The organism is Mycobacterium sp., from assembly GCF_035314665.1.
Classification (GTDB): Bacteria; Actinomycetota; Actinomycetes; order Mycobacteriales; family Mycobacteriaceae; genus Mycobacterium.
Window position 1 is genome coordinate 1 of record NZ_DATFZD010000056.1, and the last position, 3,894, is coordinate 3,894.

General features: G+C 63.5%; 6 protein-coding genes. 3 read left to right on the forward strand and 3 right to left on the reverse strand.

The window, feature by feature from the left end:
* Positions 1–642: 642 nt before the first annotated feature.
* The 3 genes from VKI00_RS04285 to VKI00_RS04295 all read right to left on the reverse strand — a co-directional run bounded on the left by VKI00_RS04285 (position 643) and on the right by VKI00_RS04295 (position 2,230).
* Entirely contained in the window at positions 643–1,032 is a 390-nt protein-coding gene (locus tag VKI00_RS04285; protein WP_324435680.1) for a J domain-containing protein, read from the reverse strand.
* Positions 1,033–1,463: 431 nt separating this feature from the next.
* Positions 1,464–1,742 (reverse strand): hypothetical protein, encoded by a 279-nt coding sequence (locus VKI00_RS04290; RefSeq protein ID WP_324435682.1) that lies wholly within the window; start codon positions 1,740–1,742, stop codon positions 1,464–1,466.
* Between the two features lie 65 nt (positions 1,743–1,807).
* The gene (locus tag VKI00_RS04295; RefSeq protein ID WP_324435684.1) at positions 1,808–2,230 is read right to left on the reverse strand and encodes an HSP20 family small heat-shock protein; all 423 of its coding nucleotides are present in this window, start codon (positions 2,228–2,230) and stop codon (positions 1,808–1,810) included.
* A gap of 114 nt (positions 2,231–2,344) precedes the next feature.
* Here VKI00_RS04295 and VKI00_RS04300 point away from each other — a divergent pair, with 114 nt between their 5' ends.
* The 3 genes from VKI00_RS04300 (at position 2,345) to VKI00_RS04310 (ending at position 3,355) form a co-directional block, all read left to right on the forward strand.
* Entirely contained in the window at positions 2,345–2,695 is a 351-nt protein-coding gene (locus VKI00_RS04300; protein WP_324435689.1) for a helix-turn-helix transcriptional regulator, read from the forward strand.
* On the forward strand, positions 2,692–2,910 hold the full coding sequence (locus VKI00_RS04305) for a hypothetical protein (protein ID WP_324435686.1): 219 nt from the start codon (positions 2,692–2,694) through the stop codon (positions 2,908–2,910). The genes VKI00_RS04300 and VKI00_RS04305 overlap by 4 nt, the downstream gene beginning before the upstream one ends.
* A gap of 91 nt (positions 2,911–3,001) precedes the next feature.
* The gene (locus tag VKI00_RS04310) at positions 3,002–3,355 is read left to right on the forward strand and encodes an ANTAR domain-containing protein (RefSeq protein WP_324435688.1); all 354 of its coding nucleotides are present in this window, start codon (positions 3,002–3,004) and stop codon (positions 3,353–3,355) included.
* Positions 3,356–3,894 lie beyond the last annotated feature (539 nt).

Consider the following 3,894-nt stretch of genomic DNA (forward strand, 5'->3'; position numbering starts at 1 on the left):
GCCGCCAACTCATCAGCGCCCCGACTAGTGGTCCGTTCACGGTGTCATGCCTCCTTGAGCAGTACGGGTGATGACTCATCCTGTCGATCCCTCGGTCACCGTCGTTGTGACGGAGAACAATCCCGACATGCTAAGGGTGTACCGGATTTTTACTGAAGCACGCTTCAGGCTTCGTAGCGATTAGCCCGTCAAACTAGGGAGTGCTTGATACACAGTCGCCGCCGCAACCACCGCACTGCGCGCCAGGCCCGTCGCTGGGGCGTCAGTGCGGGAGTGGCTGCCGGCCGCTGCCGCGATGATCTGGGCAAGGATTGCAACCCAAATGGCGGGCCCGGCCGGCTACGCGGATCACCAGTGTCTACCTGTGCCCACAGTGCAAGACACACACCGTACGGGAGTCAGCGAGTCGGGCCCACGGATAGCCCGAATCGGCCTCGCGTTCTGCCGACAGTGACCTTGAGCTGCACCAACGTAAATCTGGTCCGCTGGTGTTGAGACAGCCAGGGACCCCTTTTCCGCCGCAGCCCAGGGCTGCGTTGCCGAGCGCCAGCGAGTCGAGGCCTTTTGCTGGGCGTCGAGGGCGCCGGCATGCAAGGTGCCGCCGCGCAGCTGCGTTTCGCCAGGTGTTCCGCACGATCGCGGCTATCGGTGGTGGCGGACCGGGCCAGCCCGCAACGGTGGCGGTGAGAAGGGAGTTATGCGGGTGTTGTCGCGGCGATGGGTGATCGGGATCTGGACTGGGCCTGCGAGGGGATGGTCGGGTGGTGTCGGCACGGCTGGGCTATGCGGTTGCGTGTCGGCGGTATGGGCGATTAGGCGGTCGTAGTCGGCCCGGCGGGCGGGGTCGCGCAGCAGGGTATAGGCGGCCAGCACCTGGCGTAAGTGTTCGTCGGCGGTTTGCGCCGATCGTGCCGGGCGTGTGTCGGGGTGGTGGGCGCGCAGGTGGGTGCGGTAGGCGTGGGTGATCTCGGTCTGGGTTGCGGTTGGCGGCACGCCCAACACCAGGTAGGGATCGGGATTGACGCGTACCATCGCTGGTCACCTCCAGGAATGAGGTGCGGTGACTCCCGGGCCACGCTGGGCGAACCGGGAGTCACTGCTGTGGGATGGTCTATTTGACGTCTGCGCTGTGCTGGGGCGGTCGGGTGCCCTCGTCGGCGTCGTGCCGCGCTGGTGACGACTACCGTGATGCCCTGGGGAGGAACGCCCGGGTGACCGCCAGGATGGTGAGGGATTCACCGGCGGGTCACCCGGGCGCTGCAACGACATCGCGCACAGCCCATTTGCGAGGTGCCACCGCTAGTGGCGGTGCGCGCGCAGCCACTCTGGGGTGCTGCGTCGGGCGCGGTCATGCGACATATGTGATCACTGTGGGCGGCACGCGAGTCGCTGCCTGCTGGTAGTCATCGCTCGGGGACATCACCTCCCTTGTCCGACAGTGCCTTTCAGGCAAACACCCGATCTCACGGAGGAGAACGCTGGCTAGCCCAGATCTTTCGTGGTGGCCAGCCTCGCGGGGGCCAGCGCCGTCGATTGGCGGCTAGCGGTTGGCCCGGCCGCGGGCGCTGGATGGTGACCCCGGTACGGCGCGGGCGGGGCCGGGGCGCCGGCATCTCGGCGAACAGGTCGGCGACCTCACACCAGAGGTCCTCTTCTTCCTGCTGTAGGCGCATCCATTCGGCCTCCACGATTGCCGTCGCCTCATCGAGCAGAACAGTTGCCGTCTGGGTGTCGGTTGCCATCTCACTCACCCCCTTTTGCGCGGATGCTGCGCCCCGGCCCGCCGGCCAGGTGGGCGGCCCGGTAGTTAGGCGTTGATTGCCGTCTTCTCGTTGTCGCTGGTGATCTGGATACGGCGGGGTTTGGCTTTCTCGGCGACGGGGATGGTCAGCCGCAACACCCCGCCGCCATAGCTGGCTTCGATCGCGTCGGTGTCGAGGTTTTCGCCCAAGAACAGCTGGCGGCTAAACACCCCGCGGGGCCGCTCGGCCGCTACCATCTCCCGGCCGGGATCCACCTCGGGCCGTTTGGCGTGCACGGTGAGCACGTTTCGCTCGACGTCGAGGTCCAGGGAATCCTCGTCTACCCCGGGCAGGTCAAACTCGACGATGAACCGATCACTGTCACGCCAGGCATCCATCGGCATCACCGCCGGGCGTGCAGCCGTGCCCAGCACCTGCTGGGTGAGGCGATCGAGGTCGCGAAACGGATCGGTGCGCATCAACATCATCTCTAACCTCCAACCCAAATTGTCCTCGCAGATCTGTGTGACCTGCCATAGCTTTCTTATATCATTGATGCTAGGTTGATGCAAGAAGAATTTTGTGGCGAATGGGAGGTGTCAGTGCCTGGCGATCCGGTGTCGCGGTCTGCGCGCGGTGTGTACGGCATCTCGGTGGCCTCGGAGTTGAGCGGCTTCGATCCGCAGACCTTGCGGCTCTACGAGCGGCGCGGGCTGGTCACTCCGGCGCGCACCGACGGCGGCACCCGCCGCTACAGCGACGACGATCTGGATCGCCTGGCCCGCATCAGCGAGCTCGTCGATGCCGGTATCAACATCGCCGGAATCCTGCAAATCTTGAACCTCGAACACCGCAATACTGAACTCGAGTGCGACAACAGCCAGCTCAAGACCGAGAACACCAGACTGCAATCCAACGAGCCGACTGCCGGAAGGAGGACGGGAAGCCGATGACGATCAACCCCGAGGACAACCCGCTGGCCGCCGAGGTGCCCGTCGCCGATGCGGTCGAGCAACAACAACCTGCCGCCCTCGCCGACGAAGATGCGGGGCTAGACCCCGAGCACGTCGCCAACCGATTACAGACAGACGCCAACGCCTTCGACGTGATTGACCAAGCCATCGTGGTGCCGTTGCCTGACGACCAACGCGACGGTGACATCGAGTGAGCAGCCAATTATCGTAAGGAAATATCTATTTCAGGCCATAAGTTATCTAACGTGCATTCGCAGGTAGACGGTGTGTAGGAGGTGAGTGCGAATGAACATCTCGAACCGGTTGCCCGATCCGCGCCGCGCCGGCGCGCGGATCCTCGACACTGCTGAAGGCGTCCTTATCGCGCTGCGGGGCTGCACCCTCAACCAGGCGTTCGTCGAGATCGTGCAGATCGCGAAACGCCACAATGTCAGCACGCTGAGTGTGGCTGATGCGCTGGTGGCCATCGCCCAAACCCAGGCGTCCCAAAACGTCGATGACGCTGACGCGGCGTTCGTCGCCGCCCGCGCCACGTGGGGCCACTTCTTCGACCAGACCCCGCCGCGCCGCCCCGTGCGTCTAGCACGGCGACAACTTGGCGAGGACGAGGACGAGGACGGCGTCGCACCCGGCGCCTGACAGCAGAACTGCCATGGCTGATCCGATTGCGGTCTAGGATGCGATCTCACACAGCAGCCACTTGCCACTGCCACACCGTCATTGCCTCATCTTCAGACATTCAACGCATCAGCAAACGGGACGGTGACTCTGCAAGAGTGATGACATCAAAGCTAACCCCTGCACCGAACCAAGACGATCGGACATCGGGCCACTCGGCGGTTCTGGAGCCCATCGCTTCCGCGCGACCGACCGATTATGGCGAGATCGAATATGCAGGGTTACCGGTAAATTGCCGCATGTTTCATCAGATAAATCAGCCCCGCCCTACTCATTGGTCGGTTCGTGAGGGCATCTTCGATCCCGAAACATGCTGTTAGGAGCGGAATTTCACGCTATCACGGTCAATTTCGATAGCTGCGCACTGCCTCGGCCCCGCCAGCATGCCGCGACACAGGTTCGCAAGTTGACGCCCTTACCTGCCGGTATGCGGTATTGATTCATTGGACGACTCAATGATTCATCGGGTGAGATCGAATTGGAGGCCGAAACTCTAGTTC